Below are 13,870 nucleotides of genomic sequence, written 5' to 3'. Positions count from 1 at the left end.
ACAACTTCCAGTTGTCCGACTAATCTGGCGTTTGCCCAGGTAAACAGGGTAAAGTCAGCAGGCGGGCCCACAAAATGCCCGCAATCGGAGCTTCAACTGGAGGGGGTTCCCCCACACATGGCCGGACCGCGACGCAAGCTGCTGTACGGGATGGGGTCGATCAAGAAGGTCGCCACCTGCAAGCACAAGACCGACACCTGCTCCTGCAAGTGGGAGGCCCGGTTCCGCGACCTCACAGGCACCCCGCGCGAGAAGACCTTCGACGACTGGGACAGGGCCTACGACGAGCTGTTCGACCTCTACGAGAAGAAGCGGCAGGGCAAGGGCCGGGCGTCCAAGGCCAAGGGCCGCCCCAAGACCTTCCAGGAGTACGCCGACGAGTGGCTGAAGTCCATGCGCCACCTCGGCGCGACCAGCCTCAAGCAGTACCGCTCAGCGCTCAACGTCCACGCCTACCCGGCCTTCGGCAACGTCGCCGTCACCAAGGTCACCAAGGACATGATCGGCCGCCTGATCGACGACATGTACGAGGTCCGCATCCGCGACTTCGACGCCGAGGGAAGGCCGGTACGAGGCGCCGAGCCGAGACCGGTCTACGAGGGCACGGTCAAGATCCTGATCCAGTACGTGCTCCGGCCGATCTTCCGCCAGGTGGCCACCGACGGCTGGCGCACCGACAACCCGGCCGACGGCCACCGCCTCGTCGCGGTCACGCAGACCCGGCGGTTCCTGCCGACCATGGAGCAGATCCACGCCATCGCCCACGCCATCGACCCGTACTTCCGCCTGGCCGTCTACCTCATGGTCGGCGCCGGGCTTCGTGAGGGCGAGGCCCTGGGCGCCTCCCTGGACTGCGTCCGCGAGGACCGGCTGTGGCTCTATCGGCAGTGGCGCCACGACGCCAAGTGGGGCCCGCTGAAGTACATGAAGGAGAACCAGGGCCGCAACGTCCCCATGGACCCGTTCCTGAAGGCCGAGATCGACCGGCACGTGGCCGAGTTCGGCGTCGGCGCGGGCGGACTGTTCTTCGCCTCCCCCAAGATCGCCGGGCGGCCGGTCAACAACTCGGTGTTCGACCGGGCCCTGCGCGAGGCCTGCGTCCGGCTCGGCTACGACGACCTCGACATCACCGCCCACAACTTCCGCCACGCCTTCGCCAGCTACATGATCATGAACGGCGTGGAGCTGGGCGAGGTCTCCAAGATGCTCGGCCACAAGTCCTACCAGACCACCTACGAGGTCTACTTTGACCTGCTGACCCCCACCTGGGCCAAGGTCGCCCGCGCCGCCAACGGCTTCCTGTCCAAGGGCACCGAGAAGATCGCCGACGTCAAGGGCGTCAACGCCTACGCCGAAGAGGAGCGGCAGGAGCGTATCCAGGCCCTCCTGGCCGAGCTGAAGGACCTCGGCGCCGAGGTCGCCCTGCTCGCCGTCTAACCACCACACCACGAAGGGAACCACCATGGCTGACCTGTTCAAGCACCTGCGGATGACCGACCACCGGCTGCATGTGTCGGCGGCCACCCACGAGCGCATCACGCGGGACCGCGACTGGGCCCCGGGAAACGGCACCTCCCAGAACCGGTACCACGAGATCGCCGAGCCGCTGGAGGCCAGGTTCGTTGAGACGTTGACGGCGGCAGTAGCCGCCGAGCCGGGTCTGACCGGCCGGTTCTACCTTGGGGGCGCTCACTACCTCCACAGTGAGGATGACCCCCACGCCGAGTACATCGTCACCCACGGCCTGATCCATCACGTCAACCTGCCGGAGGAGCACCTGCCGACGTACGTGAAGTGCGGTTACCGGCGTACCGACGGTGAGGCCAGCATCACCGAGGACGACTTCATCGGACCCTGCGACATCCGCTTCACCGACACCGACTACAACAGGGACGTCGACCTCGCCGTGGCCGTTCTCATGGCCGCGATCCGCCTCCACCGCAAGCGCGTGGCCGAGGGCAATCCTCCTCGCCGCACCGCCTGACACTGTCCACCAACGCCAAACGGCCCCCGCACTTCCACGCGGGGGCCGTTTTCGTATCTACGGGCGGATCAAGGGGGCGATCAACGGTGCGGGGTTACGCCCCCGCGCGCTGGCGCAGGGCGTCCAGGGCGCCGAGGGCCTGCTGCAGGCCGCGCTCGGCCTCGTCAAGGTACACGGCCAGCTCGTCCTTCCGGAAGTCCTCAGCGGCCTTCCAGGCGCCGGACATGGCCGCGTCCAGGTGGTCGAGCACGACGCCCTTGTCCACCCGTCCCAGCCGCGCCGCCGCCTTGTTGCGGACCTTGTCCGGGTTGGCGCTGAAGCGCGCTCGCAGCCCCATCAGGCCTCCTCCTCGTCCAGCAGGTCCAGGGCGTTGACGATCCGCCACTCGTCGTCCAGGGTCCGCACGTGGCGGGCGACGTCCCGGCGCATCTGGTGGCGCTCGAAGCGCTCGGCCAGCTCGCCGTCCTCGTCGAACAGCTCGTCCGGCCGGGCGCCGATCGCCAAGGCCATCGCTGTGTCCTCGTCCTCGGCGTAGTCCCGCCAGGCGCCGACCACCAGGCCGCGCTGGCCGAAGCGGATCACGACGTCCTTTCCGAGCCGGTAGGGGAACACGGTCTCGGTCGTGGTCGAGAAGTGGACGCGCTCCGATTCCCTTTTCAAAGGATTCACAAGGTAGGCGTAGAACGGACCAATCGACAGGATCCTCATACCGCGAAACTACGTGAATTCCGCGCGGGAATAGTAGCGGTGTGAGTTACACCATTCCGGTCGGCATATCCAGGTCGGGCTCGGGGGCGTACGGGTAGAAATTCAGAACTCGGTTGATGAACCTGCCGACGCCCTTTCCGGCGTTGGCGTTCCGCCGGAGATTTCGCCAGATGTTCGGCGGAACGTGGTAGTAGCCGTAAACCGATCCGTTCCGGAATCGGATCCGCAGCGTCTGGGTGCTCTTGTCGTACCCGGCCGCGAGCGTGCGCGGGCGCGGGGGGTTCGTCGAGGGGGTCGGCTGGTAGGGCAACAGGTAGACGTCCATGCCCTGCCGGGCCATTTCCAGGGCCCACCAGGACATCGGGTCCATCTCGACGCCCTCGGGCTTGGTGGCCTTCTCCTGATGATCCTGTACCGCGTCGGCGCGCATCTGGCGGTCGCGCTCAGCGCGCTGCTCGGACGTAGGAGCGAAGATCTCGGCCCACCGCTCGGTCACCTGCCCGACGCCGGTCCCCAGGGCGGCCTGGAGGCGCAGAGCCCGCTCCTGGGCACTGTTCGACGGCCTGCTCGGCCGGGGCGGGGTAGCGGAGCCTGCGGGGCGCGGGGCGGCCGGTGGCTGAGGCTTGGGGAACCGCTTGGAGGCGCGCTGCTGGCGACCTCGGTTGCCGCCGCTACGGGGCATCGGGACTCCTGGGGGTTGGTACTACCGGCCCCGCCACCGAAGATCGGGAAGCGGGGCCGGTAGTGATCAGCTGCCCGAGCCGGTCAGGCCCTTGACCGGGGGGAACTCGGCCGTGTACGGGGTGGCGCCGCCGTGGCCGTACACCTCGCCCGAGGTGACCGGCTTCGGGGCCGGGGTGCCCTGCTGGCAGTTCCAGCCCCGGTACCGCTCGAACCAGTCGCAGCCGTAGTAGTTCGGCGGCGGGGAAACGTCCGCCGGGGAACGCTGAGCCATTTCTACTCCTCAAGATATTCGTCGTCCGGACCATTCCAGTATGACGAGGATTGGAAGCGGTCTTCTAGTTGTACGTTCCAGCCGGGCGGGTATTCCTCGGGGAACTGCTCGTGATAACAGCCGGTCGGCCCGTAGTGCTGACCCTCGTGGAAATAGCAGACCTGGACGGCGGCGGCGATGTTCTCGGTCACGTGCTCTCCCGCAGTTTCCCGGTCTTGGCCTTGGCTGAGCCGATTCGTTCGACGGCCTCGCGGATTTCCGCCAGAGCTGTGGCGATGATGTCATCGGCCTCGCCGTGGTCGGGCTCGGGGACCTCTGGGCGCCGTTTCGTTGACCAGGCCATCGGCCTCAGCCCTTCGTGTGACCAGACTTCGGGCTGCGGGCTTCGTCGAGGGCGTGGGTGACCTTTTCCAGTACGTCGACCACGTCTTCCAACGCGGCCGAGTTCTTCTTGGCCGCCTCGACCATTCCCTGCGCGAGCGGAACCACCTTCTCGATGGTCCGCTGCATACGGTCGTTGGACCGCTGAAGCCGCTCGTTATCCTTGATCACCCGGCGATGAGTCGGGCCGGGGACAACCCATTCCCAGATGAACAGTGCGAGGATGGCCCCGACAACGGGGCCGAACACCACCAGCTGGGCCGGGTCGAATTCCTGCGCCACCAGGGCGGTTAGAAATGACAACGGTACCCGCCGATTCAGTCGTAGATGCAACTAATTCGAGGGTACCGTTCGGGCGAATTCGGGTGTTAGTGCCCCATGATGATGGCATTGACGTAGTCGTCGGAAAGCGGCCGATACCAGTCCGGCTTCAGGATCTTCCCGTCCTCGCGCTTGCGCACCTGGCCGGTCTCGGGGTCGACCTTGGTCATGTTGTTGGCGTGGACGGCCTCGAAGACCCAGTCCAGGGGGATGTCGAGGATCTGGGCGGTGCCGTACGTCACGTACAGCAGGTCGGCCAGCTCCTTGGCCAGGTGGGCCAGCACGCCGTCCTGGCGAATCCCGGCCTCCAGCTCGGCCTTGACCTCCTTGAACTCCTCCTCGATCAGCGTCAGGCGCAGCTTCAGGAGTGCGATGCGGGCGTCCTCGTCCACCTCCAGGAACGGCCTCTGGCCGATGGCGTCATGCCAGTCGGCCAGGGCCCCCATGGGGTCGTGGAGGCCTGACGAGGGGCGGTTCGGCCGGATGACACCGTTGATCCGCAGGTCGTTCACGGTGGCGATCATCAGCTCCTTGTTGGACGCCGGGACGTCCTCCCAGGCCACCGCCGAGGACTCGCGAGTCTTGTAGCCGAAGCGCGGCGCCAGCCGCTCGTAGGCCTCGTGGAACGCGCGGGCGATGCGCTCAGAAACCGGGCTCGGCATCACTTCTCCAGGGGGAACAGCATGAAGTCGCGGACGAGGCGCTGGCGGTCGCTCCACTGGCGGGTGTCGATCCAGAAGATGATGTTCTCGCCGAGGAAGGCGAACTCGGCCTTGCGGTAGACGCTCTCGCGGAAGGGGATCGTGGACCGGATGCTGAAGTAGTCGATCGGTCCGGGCTCGACCTCGACCGCGCGGATCTCGGTCTGGTACGGCAGGACCGGCTCGCGGACCTGCTGGCCGTGGCGGGGGCCGCCGAGGTAGACCTGCTTGTACTTGCTGGGCTGGTTCACCGGCTGGATCTTGTCCTCGATCGGCGCCGTCTTCAGGGCGATCTTCTTCGAGGTGCCGAGAAGGGCATCCAGCACGTCCGCGCTACGCATGTAGCCGCCGCCCACGGAGGTCTTGGGGGTCGGCAGGGTCTTCTGGGGCTCCGGCTTCGGCTCGGGGGCCCTGGGCACCGGCTTGGTCACGATGCCCTTGCGGACGAGGGACATGATCTGGTCGCCGATCTTGCGGGCGTCGCGGCTGTCTTCCCATCCGGGGACGAGGACCAGGGCGGACTCCTTGGGGTTGACGCCCAGCAGGCCGTAGATCGTGGTGACCGGGATGGCCTTCTTCAGACCCTGCGACTTCAGCCGCTTGACGATCGGTTCAGCCGCTTCGTGGGACTTGGCGATGACGTAGTGGACACGCTGGCGATTCGACATGTCCCCGACGCTACGGAGGCCGAGTTCGGATGCGTCAAGTTGTGATTTCAGCCGGTCCGGAATTGAAAAGACCGACCCCCTGGGAAGCCTGGCTTCCGCCGCGCTGCATGTTCCACCAAGAGCGCGTACAGGGGGTCGGTCGTGATCGACTCTACCGCCTCGCGGGCGGGGGTGCTACTGGGTGGGGCGGGTACCGATGGTCGTCCAGGCCCACCGGCCGCCGACGAGGGCGTAGATCTGGTTGAACGGCATCGGCAGGTGCTCGAACACCGCCCTGCCGCTGGTCTCGACCACGATGCCGCACTCGACGTGGCCGGTCATGTGGAACCGGCGCCGCTCGTACTGCGGCAGGGCGATCTTGGCCTGCAAGAACTGCTCGGACCATCCCTTGGCGTCGGCCTCGTTCTCGAACCACGGCCGGTGCTCATCGGGGTACCAGGTCTCGGTCCTGTCGCGGAATCCCGGCAGGATGACGTAGCTGTGCCAGACGATCTGCGCCCCGGTCAGGGTGCGCTCGGTGTGGTGGACCGTCGTGTTCATCCGCCCCTCCCCTCCTACACCATCAGGCCGTCGAACTCGCCGTCCTTGACGCCGAGCACGAGGCAGCGGATCTCGTCGCGGGTGTAGATCAGGGCGGGGCCGTCGGGGTAGCGGGAGTTGCGGACGGCCACCTGGCCGTCGGGCAGCTCGGCCAGCTCGACGCAGTTACCGGTGCTGTTGCTGTGAGCGGACTTGCGCCAGGTGACACCCGCGATGTCGGACGCGGGCATGCCGTTGTGGTGCGTGGTGGTCATGGCCGCAGGATATTTGGCAACCCTTAGTCCTGTCTATGGTCAGCCATTGCCAGATCTGCCGGAGGGTGGTAGGGAGTCGCCGCCTAGCCTCAGCTTCCATGATCGAATGGGATCCGACCAGGTCGAAGTGGTCGCAGATAGCCGACGAGATCGTCCGGCGGATCGACGCTGGCGTCTACCAGCCCCACACCCTGATCTTGGAAATCCGCCTCGCCGAGGAGTTCGGTGTGGCCAGGCTCACCGTCCGGAAGGCCATCGCCCACCTCCGCGAGGCCGGTGTCGTGCGGACTGAGCCGGGGATTGGGTCCTCGATCATGCCGAGAAAGGCCGAGGAGTAGGGCCTGTCTGAGCGGTATCAGTAAGCTGTCTTTCCGGATGGTGAAAGATCCGTTACCGCAGGTCAGCCCAGGAAAATCGAACACACTAACTACTTAATCCGCCCGTGATCCCCCTTTCCGGGGCGTCCGGTAATTGGATATATTTACCGCGTCTACACCACCACGTAGTTGACGCAGTAATGGGAGAAGTTAGTGGCACAGGCTGAGAGGGTCGTTCTCACGGACGACCTGGATGGATCCCCCGCCGAGGAAACGATCACTTTCACGGTCAAGGGCGAGCAGTTCGAGATCGACTTGTCCGACAAGAACGCCGCCGCGTTCTGGGCGGCGCTCGGCCCCTACATCCGGGCCGCCCGACACATCCCCAAGAAGCGGATGCGCAGGCCCAAGCACGTCGGGTCGGCCGTGTGGCTCGACCCCGCGCGGCTGCGGGCCTGGGCCGAGGACCACGGCATCCCGGTGAACAAGAGCGGCTACGTCCGCAAGGAGGTCCAGCGGATGTACCTGACGGCCTGGCTGAAGGGTGACCTGGAGGACAAGTACCTGTGACCGAGATCTACCTGGCCGTCCGCTGGCTGGGCCCTGGCACCCCGGACGACGTCGTCGCCGCGTTCGACAACCGGGCCGACGCCGAGCGGCTGGTGGCCGACAAGATGGCCGACGACGTGCTCCCGATCGTGGTCCACGACGCCCCGCTGACGGTCGGCACCTGGTACAGCCTGACCGGCACCGCCGACGTCGACCACCACAACCGGCCGCCGATCCACGCGAAGCGCGAGATCCGGACGGCGGACTCCCCTGACAACGCCTGCCGGTACTTCTCGGAGAGCCGCTACAAGCACGGGATCCGCCGCCAGGTCGCCTGCTACGGGATCGGCGCCTGGGACCGCGACGAGGCCATCGACCTGTACCACAAGGCCCGCGAGGCCGTCCTGGAGAAGCAGAAGGAGTACGACGAGGCGTGGAAGCGGGAGTGGCGCAAGCCGAAGTCCCTGCGCCGCCCCGAGCCGTTCGTCACCTTCCCCGTCGTCACCGACTGACAGCCCCAACCACCACCTGTAACCACCACTCGAACCACCACCCGAAGGGAATGGCCATGCCTCTGCGCGTTGCCGCCAACGTCACCACCCTCGGCCGCGAGGTCGACATCTACGTCGGCCAGGCCGACGAGGTCGGCGAGCTGACCAAGGTCCTGCAGTTCGACACCGCCGCCCAGGCCCGGACGTGGGTCGACGTCGAGAACGGGGCCGTGGTCAAGCCCACGATCACCCTCAACTACGCCGAGGCCAACCTGCTGCTCGACGAGCTGAGCAAGGCCCTCGGCGGGTCCTCCAACCTCCGGCTGCTCCAGGACCAGGTGAGCCGCGCCGAGAGCCGCGTCGACCGTCTGATCAACGGCCTGATCGAGCACAAGCAGGTCGTCGTCTCCGGCGGGCAGGTGCGCGGCCGGTGATCACCCACGACGCCTACGTCACCTTCGCCGAGGGCAAGGCGACGCTCCACCACCTCGACTGCAAGCAGCCTGTCTGCGAGGTCGACGAGGGCGCCCGGCTCAACGACCTGCGGGCGACGGTGGACGAGCACGTCACCACGTGCAGGCCCGGCGCCACCGACTCCCCCGAAATCCGCCTCGTCACCGATTACAACCACAACTTCGGCAGGGTCCTGGACATCTGGATCTACAAGCTGGCTGACGGCGAGCCGACGCACGTCCTGCGGTACGAGGACGGCATGATCGAGCGCTGGGACGGCCTCGACGACACCTCCGTCAAGCCGGATCCGACGCTGCGGGTTCCGCACCTCATGGCCTCGGTCGAGCTGTACGGGCTGCGCGAGTACGTGACCGGCACCTGGAGCCACGAAGGTGACCTGGACATGAGCCAGGAGACCTTCGACAAGGCCGCCTCGGTCATGCTCCAGCTCTGGCGGATGAGGCAGCGGTGACCGGCTGGCTCATCGTCGGCGGGTACGTGGCCGGGCTCGTCTACACCGCCCGCAGGTTCGCGCTCAGCACCCTGGAGCACGACGAGAAGGTGTTCGGCGAGAACGACGCCGAGGACCGGATGATGGCCCGCATGATGGGCTTCCTCGTGGGCCTGTTCTGGCCCGGCGCGCTGATCATGCTGCTCGTCACCGGGAAGCTGCCGAAGACCTCCGGCGAGCTGAAGCGGGAGCTGGCCGAGGCCGAGGTCCGCGTCAAGGAGCGCGAGCTGCGGATCAAGGAGCTGGAGCACGAACTGGGGATCGGATCATGACCGAGGAAGTCAACCACGTCCGGCTCGTCGTCGATCTGCGGTTCGAGGGCGACTACTACGGCCGCGACGAGCTGGTGAAGGTCGCGACCAGGTGGATCAACAGCGGCCTGGACGACCGCTCCGACCTGGACACAGTGAAGATCTCCGGCACTGTCCTGCCGACGTGCGCCCACTGCGGCCAGGTGATCGAGGGCGACGGCCACACCTGGATCGGACCGCTTCCTGAGCCGGGCCAGCCGCAGCTGAAGTACCACCTGTCCCCCGCGTTCCCCGACTGCCGCCGCGCGAGCGGCGCCTGCGGGAGCCAGTCGTGAAGGGCTGGTTCCGCCGGTTTCGCCACGACTGGGAGGGCTGGCGCCTCGTCGAGGCGTACGACCGGCACGGCTGGCTGACGATCGTCTCGGCGAGGACCTGCCGGTGCCACGGATTCGCGCAGGTAAGGAGAGCCCTGTGAACGAGGGCGAGTTCTACATCAACGGCGACAGCGGCTACCTGACGCTGGTCCACGAGCCGTGTGAAGGACTGGTGTGCTTCATCGACGCCGGGGACACCCTCGACGAGCTGAACGCCAAGGCCGACAAGCACTGCTGCTCCTCCTGACACTGTCCGACGAGCCCCCCACCGCTGCGGTGGGGGGCTCTTTACGTAGTAGATCATGTCGGCCGGATCCAAGCTGAGTTGAATCCCGCCGGAGCGGTTTCAACCAATCCCAACTCCGGCTTGAATCCCTAACTCACCTGGGCCTGCTTCCTCGCCGAGGGGTGGCAGGTCGGGCAGGGGCCCATGTCGCGGCCCTCGGCGTCCTCCAGGCGCCGGGAGGGGTTGCACTGTCCGCACCGCGCCGATTCCTCGGCGGCAGGCTGAGCGGGCCGCTGGCTGGCCTGGAGGCGGCCGAGGGCGTCACGCAGCTGGTCGTCGCTGAAGCGGGCGATGTACCGGTGCCAGGCGCCGACAGGCTTGCCCCTGCTGGCCGCCTCGCGGCCGAGGAGGGCGACGACGGCGCGAGCCTGGTCCCTGTCGATGCCGATCTGGCGGTCGACGATGTGGCGCGCGGCGGCCTCGGTGACGAAGTCGGCGACGGGGGTCTGGGTCTTCTCCTCGGGGATCATCTCGTCTTCTTCTCCGTGGGTCGGCGCCGCAGAAGAAGAAGAGGAGGAGTTCTTCTGAGGGGAATGAGGAGTAGGGAGGTCCAAATCGAACCGCCTACCGGTCCAGTTTGAACCGCCTTCAGCGCCGGAAGGGGGTTCAAAACGAACCCCCTGTGGATTCGTCCCATCGGCGTAGGGGGTCTGATCCGTACCGCCTTCAGCGGGGTTTTCCACAGGGTTTTCCACAACCGCCCCGAGCGGGAGGAAGCGGAACTTCGCCACGCTGCCGTTGTGCCCGGCGGCCACCTGCTCGATGACTCCGGCCTCCTTGAGCTTCGCCAGGATCTTCCGCATGTCGCGGTCGTTCTTGACGCGGGCCGTCCGCATGATCTCGGGGTCGTAGGCGCTGGTCCAGGTCATGCGGGTGTCGTCGTTGGCGTCGTCGGCCAAGACCCCCGCGACCCACAGCTCCCGGAACGTCAGCTCGTCCGGGGCGTAGAGCTTCACCTCGCGATACAGGTGGAATCCCATCAGCGGCTCCTGGTCGAACAGGGCCGCGACGTGCTAAGATAGGCGCACACGCGAAAGGTTCCCTTCCAGAACCGCCAGGCCACCGGCTGCAACCCGGTGGCCTTTTGGTTTTTCTGTGGTGGTCGTGAGCGCGACCATACCCCGCATCCCAACTCGCGTGTCAAGCGGGAACACAGGGTTGTGATCCGCCCACGGCGCCTGTACGGTGTCCCCATGGCGAAGAGGCGTTGGAATCTCCACCTGGACGTGGACGTCGTCGAGCGGGGTCGTCAGAACGCCCAGGACGACGGCGTGAACGGGTCTACCTACGTTGAGCGGCTGATTCGCCGCGACTGCGCCCTCCGGAAGGTGCGCGAATGGGCCGGTCGGGGGATCGACCCCGAGCAGCTGGACCGGATCCAGAAGGAGCTGGAGGACATCCTGTGACCGACACCCCCACGCAGTACCACCGCCGCGAGGTCGGCGTCGGCAAGCACCTGCTGGTCTACCTGACGTTCGTCGACTCGCCCACCGGCAAGATCGCCAGCGCGCAGCGGTTCGGCTCGCGCGACCTGTACCAGCGCGCCAAGATCCGCTGCAACGGCGGCGAGGCTGAGTAACCACCACACCACCACGCTGAAGGGAATCCCCATGGGATACGTCATCGACCAGCCGATTCGGTACGTCGCAGTCCGCAGGTACCTGGCTGGAAACTGGCAGGCGATCAGCCCCCAGTACGCCACGGCCAAGGAGGCTCGGGAGGACCTGGCATCACGCCTGGACGATCTGGCTGACGATTGGGAGGACAACAACCGCCAGGACCAGCCGGACCATATGGCCCGTGCCGCCGCGTCGGCTGTCCGTAACGGCTTCGCCGACCACGTCACGGTCGGCTCTATCCAGTTCGCCGTGGCCAAGCTGGCCAGCTCGCTGGTGCTCCCCCGCCGCGTCGAAGACCTGGAGGCCTGATGTCTGACGAGAAGGCATCCTTCCGGATCGAGATCATCTACAAGGGCCAGGTCCACGAGATCACCGGCACCTGCGAGGACGTCGACCTCATGTGGGACACCCAGATGGTCGAGAAGCCGTGGCTGTCCGACCCCGAGGACCCGAAGCCGCTGAGCCGGTTCGTCGAGCGCATGCCTGGCCAGACCTCCCTGACCTTGAAGTTCGACAAGAAGCTGGAGACCACCGTGAGCACCCGGCCCGCCGACAAGCCGAAGACCCTGGCCGAACGCAGCCCGTACTTCAGCGACCTGTTCTTCACCGCCTGCGAGGGCGGGGTGAACTACTGGGCCGCCGTCTGCAAGTACGACGTCGATGCCCTGACGGCCACGCTGGTGCGCTTTGACGAGGTGCCCGACGGCATCCTCCAGAAGATGTACCTCAACAGCGCCCAGCTCGTCGCCGACGTGGCCGCCAAGCTCGACGAGATCCCGGCCGAGTTCAAGCACGACGTCAACCCCGACACCATCGGGCGCGGCATCCTGGCCCTGGACGCGCCGGTCAAGGGGCTGAACGACGAGCGGCGCGAGCGGCTGCGCGCCGAGTGCTACGCCGAGGAGCCTGACTTCGACGGCGACGACGCCGACGTCATCATGCAGATCGGCATCTTCGGAGAGGTCGTGTACGGCTGACGCCGCTGACCTGCCCGATTTGAAGCCCTTGGTCCCTGTGACCAGGGGCTTCAAACTTTTTCGGGAGCGCGCTTGACGCATCCTAACTCGACCGGCGTAGCGTCTTTCTCACCACCACAGAGGTCCTTGGAAGGGAAGCCCCGATGGTCTACAAGCCGCGCATGAAGTACGACCCGTCCGTCAAGGCCGCCGCCGTGGACGCCGTGATCAACAAGAACATCGCGCCCCGCGTCGTCGCCCGCCGGTACCACGTCGTCCCGCGCACCCTGTACAAGTGGTGCTCGGACGCCCGGACCGAGATCTACGCCCAGATCCTCGGCGAGCGCGCCGCCGTCCAGAACGACAGCGCCTTCGAGAGTGGTCTGGCCCAGCTGATCGACAGCCTGCCGGAGGCCGTGCTCACCGAGCCGGAGCCGGTCGACGAGGTCTCCGACGAGCAGCTGGCCGACGAGGTCGGCGCCGAGGCTGACGAGGCGTACGCGGACCGGCTCACGGAGCTGCAGGAGGAAGTGAACCGCCTGCGGCAGCAGCTGGTGCAGCGGACCACCGAGCGCGACATGTGGGCCGCCAAGGCCACCCAGGCCGCCTAACACCCCACCACCACACAGAAGGGCCCGCCGGGAGGCACAGTCTCCCAGCGGGCCCTTTTTGCGGTGTGGGCAGGGGCCCGGCCCGCGAACGTGCTGGAACTCGGGCCGGGCGACCTGCGTCAGTGGTCGGGTGAGGACCTTTCCTGACGCCCACGATCATGCCGAAGCTGCCCACCCGTGTCCACCCCTAGACAGGGTTGGGGCTCCAGCTACCGCGCCGGGCAGGGGTGGTCGGCGTCGCGGTGCGGGCAGCAGACGAGCGAGATGGTGGCGATACGGGTGTTGGTCAGCCAGAACGTCCAGTGGGTGTCCCTGCCGTCGGCCAGGCCCTCGGCGGCGTTGGCCAGCCTGAAGTCCAGGCCGATCTTCGCCTCCTGCTCGCGCAGGAGCATCCTCGGCTCGACCTCGCGGTACCAGCGGGCCGCCCAGTCGAGCGCTGCGGCCGGATCGGCGAACACCGGGTCCTGGCGCCTCCGGGGCCGCAGGAGCCAGTCACAGAGGCGCTGAGGCGGCGCCGGGTACCGTTCGCCGAACTTGTCGAGATCGGCGCCGGGGCCGGTCCAGGTGAAGCCATGGACGTGCATGTGATTCCCTTCCTAGACAGCACTCGGCCCCCGACATCTTGCAGCCGGGGGCCGAGGTCATGTGTGGTGGTTACGCGCGGAAGCGATCCGCGAGGCGTTCCATCTCATCGCGGGTGAACCGCAGCTCACCGGCCGCGCGGTTGGCACTGTCCCGCAGTGCGTACCCGCCGGGGACCTCGGCGATCTCCGGGCAGCTCTCGCCCTCGCCGTCCTCGTTGTTGCTGCCGCCGCAGAGCCTGGTGAACTTCTCCGGGCTCGGGGAGTCGTACAGGGTCATCCTCGCCTCCTCGCTGAGGGGTTCCTGACGTCCCGAGCATGCCCACCCATAGACATGTGTGTCCAGGCCCAAACGCACC

29 protein-coding genes are annotated in these 13,870 nt (G+C 66.9%); 16 read left to right on the top strand and 13 right to left on the bottom strand.

Features of this window, described 5'->3' with window-relative positions; all coding sequences use genetic code 11:
• Nucleotides 1-117 precede the first annotated feature (117 nt).
• Nucleotides 118-1,437, top strand: a complete 1,320-nt coding sequence (locus tag AB0J39_RS01610; protein WP_363460674.1) for a site-specific integrase — start codon at nt 118-120, stop codon at nt 1,435-1,437.
• A 25-nt stretch (nt 1,438-1,462) separates the two neighbouring features.
• Nucleotides 1,463-1,984, top strand: a complete 522-nt coding sequence (locus tag AB0J39_RS01605) for a hypothetical protein (RefSeq protein WP_363460672.1) — start codon at nt 1,463-1,465, stop codon at nt 1,982-1,984.
• Between the two features lie 94 nt (nt 1,985-2,078).
• Here the strand turns inward: AB0J39_RS01605 and AB0J39_RS01600 are convergent, their stop codons facing one another.
• From AB0J39_RS01600 to AB0J39_RS01555, 10 genes are all read right to left on the bottom strand, one after another.
• Nucleotides 2,079-2,321 (bottom strand): hypothetical protein, encoded by a 243-nt coding sequence (locus tag AB0J39_RS01600; protein WP_363460670.1) that lies wholly within the window; start codon nt 2,319-2,321, stop codon nt 2,079-2,081.
• Nucleotides 2,321-2,644 (bottom strand): hypothetical protein, encoded by a 324-nt coding sequence (locus AB0J39_RS01595; protein ID WP_363460668.1) that lies wholly within the window; start codon nt 2,642-2,644, stop codon nt 2,321-2,323. The genes AB0J39_RS01600 and AB0J39_RS01595 overlap by 1 nt, the downstream gene beginning before the upstream one ends.
• Nucleotides 2,645-2,738: 94 nt before the next feature.
• The gene (locus tag AB0J39_RS01590; RefSeq protein ID WP_363460666.1) at nt 2,739-3,374 is read right to left on the bottom strand and encodes a KTSC domain-containing protein; all 636 of its coding nucleotides are present in this window, start codon (nt 3,372-3,374) and stop codon (nt 2,739-2,741) included.
• A 66-nt stretch (nt 3,375-3,440) separates the two neighbouring features.
• Nucleotides 3,441-3,647, bottom strand: a complete 207-nt coding sequence (locus tag AB0J39_RS01585) for a hypothetical protein (protein WP_363460664.1) — start codon at nt 3,645-3,647, stop codon at nt 3,441-3,443.
• 2 nt (nt 3,648-3,649) lie between these two features.
• Entirely contained in the window at nt 3,650-3,838 is a 189-nt protein-coding gene (locus tag AB0J39_RS01580) for a hypothetical protein (protein ID WP_363460662.1), read from the bottom strand.
• A 157-nt stretch (nt 3,839-3,995) separates the two neighbouring features.
• Nucleotides 3,996-4,310, bottom strand: coding sequence for a hypothetical protein (locus AB0J39_RS01575; protein ID WP_363460660.1), 315 nt, complete (start codon nt 4,308-4,310; stop codon nt 3,996-3,998).
• 86 nt (nt 4,311-4,396) lie between these two features.
• Entirely contained in the window at nt 4,397-5,011 is a 615-nt protein-coding gene (locus AB0J39_RS01570) for a hypothetical protein (protein ID WP_363460658.1), read from the bottom strand.
• Nucleotides 5,011-5,718: a hypothetical protein gene (locus AB0J39_RS01565; RefSeq protein ID WP_363460656.1), complete on the bottom strand. Its 708-nt coding sequence runs from the start codon at nt 5,716-5,718 to the stop codon at nt 5,011-5,013. The genes AB0J39_RS01570 and AB0J39_RS01565 overlap by 1 nt, the downstream gene beginning before the upstream one ends.
• A 174-nt stretch (nt 5,719-5,892) precedes the next feature.
• Nucleotides 5,893-6,258, bottom strand: coding sequence for a hypothetical protein (locus AB0J39_RS01560; protein WP_363460654.1), 366 nt, complete (start codon nt 6,256-6,258; stop codon nt 5,893-5,895).
• A gap of 14 nt (nt 6,259-6,272) precedes the next feature.
• On the bottom strand, nt 6,273-6,512 hold the full coding sequence (locus tag AB0J39_RS01555) for a DUF397 domain-containing protein (RefSeq protein ID WP_363460652.1): 240 nt from the start codon (nt 6,510-6,512) through the stop codon (nt 6,273-6,275).
• Nucleotides 6,513-6,610: 98 nt separating this feature from the next.
• Here AB0J39_RS01555 and AB0J39_RS01550 point away from each other — a divergent pair, with 98 nt between their 5' ends.
• The 9 genes from AB0J39_RS01550 (at nt 6,611) to AB0J39_RS01510 (ending at nt 9,705) form a co-directional block, all read left to right on the top strand.
• Nucleotides 6,611-6,850, top strand: coding sequence for a winged helix-turn-helix domain-containing protein (locus AB0J39_RS01550; protein ID WP_363460650.1), 240 nt, complete (start codon nt 6,611-6,613; stop codon nt 6,848-6,850).
• Between the two features lie 192 nt (nt 6,851-7,042).
• Nucleotides 7,043-7,399 carry an Lsr2 family protein gene (locus tag AB0J39_RS01545; protein WP_363460648.1) on the top strand — a complete coding sequence of 119 codons (357 nt, stop codon included), beginning with the start codon at nt 7,043-7,045 and terminating at the stop codon, nt 7,397-7,399.
• A complete protein-coding gene (locus AB0J39_RS01540; RefSeq protein ID WP_363460646.1) occupies nt 7,396-7,890 on the top strand; it encodes a hypothetical protein in 495 nt (164 codons plus the stop codon). The genes AB0J39_RS01545 and AB0J39_RS01540 overlap by 4 nt, the downstream gene beginning before the upstream one ends.
• A 56-nt stretch (nt 7,891-7,946) precedes the next feature.
• The gene (locus tag AB0J39_RS01535) at nt 7,947-8,303 is read left to right on the top strand and encodes a hypothetical protein (RefSeq protein WP_363460643.1); all 357 of its coding nucleotides are present in this window, start codon (nt 7,947-7,949) and stop codon (nt 8,301-8,303) included.
• On the top strand, nt 8,300-8,794 hold the full coding sequence (locus tag AB0J39_RS01530) for a hypothetical protein (RefSeq protein WP_363460641.1): 495 nt from the start codon (nt 8,300-8,302) through the stop codon (nt 8,792-8,794). Before AB0J39_RS01535 ends, AB0J39_RS01530 begins: the two co-directional genes overlap by 4 nt.
• The gene (locus tag AB0J39_RS01525; RefSeq protein WP_363460638.1) at nt 8,791-9,105 is read left to right on the top strand and encodes a hypothetical protein; all 315 of its coding nucleotides are present in this window, start codon (nt 8,791-8,793) and stop codon (nt 9,103-9,105) included. The genes AB0J39_RS01530 and AB0J39_RS01525 overlap by 4 nt, the downstream gene beginning before the upstream one ends.
• Nucleotides 9,102-9,419, top strand: coding sequence for a hypothetical protein (locus AB0J39_RS01520; protein ID WP_363460635.1), 318 nt, complete (start codon nt 9,102-9,104; stop codon nt 9,417-9,419). The genes AB0J39_RS01525 and AB0J39_RS01520 overlap by 4 nt, the downstream gene beginning before the upstream one ends.
• Nucleotides 9,416-9,559, top strand: a complete 144-nt coding sequence (locus AB0J39_RS01515; protein WP_363460633.1) for a hypothetical protein — start codon at nt 9,416-9,418, stop codon at nt 9,557-9,559. Before AB0J39_RS01520 ends, AB0J39_RS01515 begins: the two co-directional genes overlap by 4 nt.
• Complete coding sequence (locus AB0J39_RS01510) at nt 9,556-9,705, top strand: hypothetical protein (protein WP_363460631.1); 150 nt, start codon at nt 9,556-9,558, stop codon at nt 9,703-9,705. The genes AB0J39_RS01515 and AB0J39_RS01510 overlap by 4 nt, the downstream gene beginning before the upstream one ends.
• Nucleotides 9,706-9,833: 128 nt before the next feature.
• Here the strand turns inward: AB0J39_RS01510 and AB0J39_RS01505 are convergent, their stop codons facing one another.
• Complete coding sequence (locus tag AB0J39_RS01505; RefSeq protein WP_363460629.1) at nt 9,834-10,724, bottom strand: hypothetical protein; 891 nt, start codon at nt 10,722-10,724, stop codon at nt 9,834-9,836.
• Between the two features lie 213 nt (nt 10,725-10,937).
• On the opposite strand from AB0J39_RS01505, the gene AB0J39_RS01500 reads away from it, so the two are divergent.
• The 5 genes from AB0J39_RS01500 (at nt 10,938) to AB0J39_RS01480 (ending at nt 12,930) form a co-directional block, all read left to right on the top strand.
• Nucleotides 10,938-11,150, top strand: coding sequence for a hypothetical protein (locus AB0J39_RS01500; RefSeq protein ID WP_363460627.1), 213 nt, complete (start codon nt 10,938-10,940; stop codon nt 11,148-11,150).
• Nucleotides 11,147-11,323, top strand: a complete 177-nt coding sequence (locus tag AB0J39_RS01495) for a hypothetical protein (protein WP_363460625.1) — start codon at nt 11,147-11,149, stop codon at nt 11,321-11,323. The genes AB0J39_RS01500 and AB0J39_RS01495 overlap by 4 nt, the downstream gene beginning before the upstream one ends.
• Before the next feature lie 31 nt (nt 11,324-11,354).
• Nucleotides 11,355-11,672 (top strand): DUF5954 family protein, encoded by a 318-nt coding sequence (locus AB0J39_RS01490; RefSeq protein ID WP_363460623.1) that lies wholly within the window; start codon nt 11,355-11,357, stop codon nt 11,670-11,672.
• Nucleotides 11,672-12,340, top strand: a complete 669-nt coding sequence (locus AB0J39_RS01485) for a hypothetical protein (protein ID WP_363460621.1) — start codon at nt 11,672-11,674, stop codon at nt 12,338-12,340. Before AB0J39_RS01490 ends, AB0J39_RS01485 begins: the two co-directional genes overlap by 1 nt.
• Before the next feature lie 143 nt (nt 12,341-12,483).
• Complete coding sequence (locus tag AB0J39_RS01480; protein ID WP_363460619.1) at nt 12,484-12,930, top strand: transposase; 447 nt, start codon at nt 12,484-12,486, stop codon at nt 12,928-12,930.
• Nucleotides 12,931-13,139: 209 nt separating this feature from the next.
• On the opposite strand, the gene AB0J39_RS01475 is transcribed toward AB0J39_RS01480, so the two are convergent.
• Nucleotides 13,140-13,514, bottom strand: a complete 375-nt coding sequence (locus tag AB0J39_RS01475; RefSeq protein WP_363460617.1) for a hypothetical protein — start codon at nt 13,512-13,514, stop codon at nt 13,140-13,142.
• Between the two features lie 70 nt (nt 13,515-13,584).
• The gene (locus AB0J39_RS01470) at nt 13,585-13,791 is read right to left on the bottom strand and encodes a DUF397 domain-containing protein (protein WP_363460615.1); all 207 of its coding nucleotides are present in this window, start codon (nt 13,789-13,791) and stop codon (nt 13,585-13,587) included.
• Between the last annotated feature and the right edge of the window lie 79 nt (nt 13,792-13,870).

The sequence above is a fragment of the Microbispora sp. NPDC049633 genome (assembly GCF_040675265.1).
GTDB classification, from domain to species: Bacteria; Actinomycetota; Actinomycetes; order Streptosporangiales; family Streptosporangiaceae; genus Microbispora; species Microbispora maris.
This window is presented reverse-complemented; position numbering and strand designations above follow the sequence as displayed.

Bases quoted from the DNA above. Each gene is read 5' to 3' on its own strand.
- AB0J39_RS01610 (WP_363460674.1), top strand. From the start codon at position 118: ATGGCCGGACCGCGACGCAAGCTGCTGTACGGGATGGGGTCGATCAAG.
- AB0J39_RS01605 (WP_363460672.1), top strand. From the start codon at position 1,463: ATGGCTGACCTGTTCAAGCACCTGCGGATGACCGACCACCGGCTGCAT.
- AB0J39_RS01600 (WP_363460670.1), bottom strand. From the start codon at position 2,321: ATGGGGCTGCGAGCGCGCTTCAGCGCCAACCCGGACAAGGTCCGCAAC.
- AB0J39_RS01590 (WP_363460666.1), bottom strand. From the start codon at position 3,374: ATGCCCCGTAGCGGCGGCAACCGAGGTCGCCAGCAGCGCGCCTCCAAG.
- AB0J39_RS01585 (WP_363460664.1), bottom strand. From the start codon at position 3,647: ATGGCTCAGCGTTCCCCGGCGGACGTTTCCCCGCCGCCGAACTACTAC.
- AB0J39_RS01570 (WP_363460658.1), bottom strand. From the start codon at position 5,011: ATGCCGAGCCCGGTTTCTGAGCGCATCGCCCGCGCGTTCCACGAGGCC.
- AB0J39_RS01565 (WP_363460656.1), bottom strand. From the start codon at position 5,718: ATGTCGAATCGCCAGCGTGTCCACTACGTCATCGCCAAGTCCCACGAA.
- AB0J39_RS01560 (WP_363460654.1), bottom strand. From the start codon at position 6,258: ATGAACACGACGGTCCACCACACCGAGCGCACCCTGACCGGGGCGCAG.
- AB0J39_RS01555 (WP_363460652.1), bottom strand. From the start codon at position 6,512: ATGACCACCACGCACCACAACGGCATGCCCGCGTCCGACATCGCGGGT.
- AB0J39_RS01550 (WP_363460650.1), top strand. From the start codon at position 6,611: ATGATCGAATGGGATCCGACCAGGTCGAAGTGGTCGCAGATAGCCGAC.
- AB0J39_RS01535 (WP_363460643.1), top strand. From the start codon at position 7,947: ATGCCTCTGCGCGTTGCCGCCAACGTCACCACCCTCGGCCGCGAGGTC.
- AB0J39_RS01520 (WP_363460635.1), top strand. From the start codon at position 9,102: ATGACCGAGGAAGTCAACCACGTCCGGCTCGTCGTCGATCTGCGGTTC.
- AB0J39_RS01505 (WP_363460629.1), bottom strand. From the start codon at position 10,724: ATGGGATTCCACCTGTATCGCGAGGTGAAGCTCTACGCCCCGGACGAG.
- AB0J39_RS01500 (WP_363460627.1), top strand. From the start codon at position 10,938: ATGGCGAAGAGGCGTTGGAATCTCCACCTGGACGTGGACGTCGTCGAG.
- AB0J39_RS01490 (WP_363460623.1), top strand. From the start codon at position 11,355: ATGGGATACGTCATCGACCAGCCGATTCGGTACGTCGCAGTCCGCAGG.
- AB0J39_RS01485 (WP_363460621.1), top strand. From the start codon at position 11,672: ATGTCTGACGAGAAGGCATCCTTCCGGATCGAGATCATCTACAAGGGC.
- AB0J39_RS01480 (WP_363460619.1), top strand. From the start codon at position 12,484: ATGGTCTACAAGCCGCGCATGAAGTACGACCCGTCCGTCAAGGCCGCC.
- AB0J39_RS01475 (WP_363460617.1), bottom strand. From the start codon at position 13,514: ATGCACGTCCATGGCTTCACCTGGACCGGCCCCGGCGCCGATCTCGAC.
- AB0J39_RS01470 (WP_363460615.1), bottom strand. From the start codon at position 13,791: ATGACCCTGTACGACTCCCCGAGCCCGGAGAAGTTCACCAGGCTCTGC.